Origin of the sequence: Streptomyces bicolor, assembly GCF_000719285.1 — a bacterium.
Classification (GTDB): Bacteria; Actinomycetota; Actinomycetes; order Streptomycetales; family Streptomycetaceae; genus Streptomyces; species Streptomyces bicolor.
In genome coordinates this window covers 1-294 of sequence record NZ_JOFS01000137.1, presented here as the reverse complement: position 1 = coordinate 294, position 294 = coordinate 1, and the positions used below count along the sequence as shown (strand labels likewise).

Genomic DNA, 294 nt, shown 5'->3' with positions numbered 1-294 from the left:
GTGCTGCGGTCCCCGGACGGGGTGGCGGTGCGCTGTGCGGGACGGGAGCTGTCGTACCGGGAACTCGACGAGCGGGCCAATCAGTTGGCGCACCGGCTGCTGGGGCTGGGCGTGGGTCCGGAGGCACCGGTGGCGGTGCTGATGGAGCGCTCGGTGGACCTGGTGGTGGCGCTGCTGGCGGCGATGAAGGCCGGAGCGTTCTACCTCCCGCTGCACAGCGGTTACCCGCTGGAGCGGATGCAGTGGATCGTCGACGAGACGTCCGCGCCGGTGCTTCTGGCCGACACGGCGATG

General features: G+C 71.4%; 1 protein-coding gene. It reads left to right on the top strand.

The annotated features are described in order from the left end of the window. Nucleotides 1-294, top strand: a 294-nt coding sequence (locus tag IF78_RS44735) for an AMP-binding protein (protein ID WP_037643079.1), incomplete at both ends; no start/stop codon positions are given.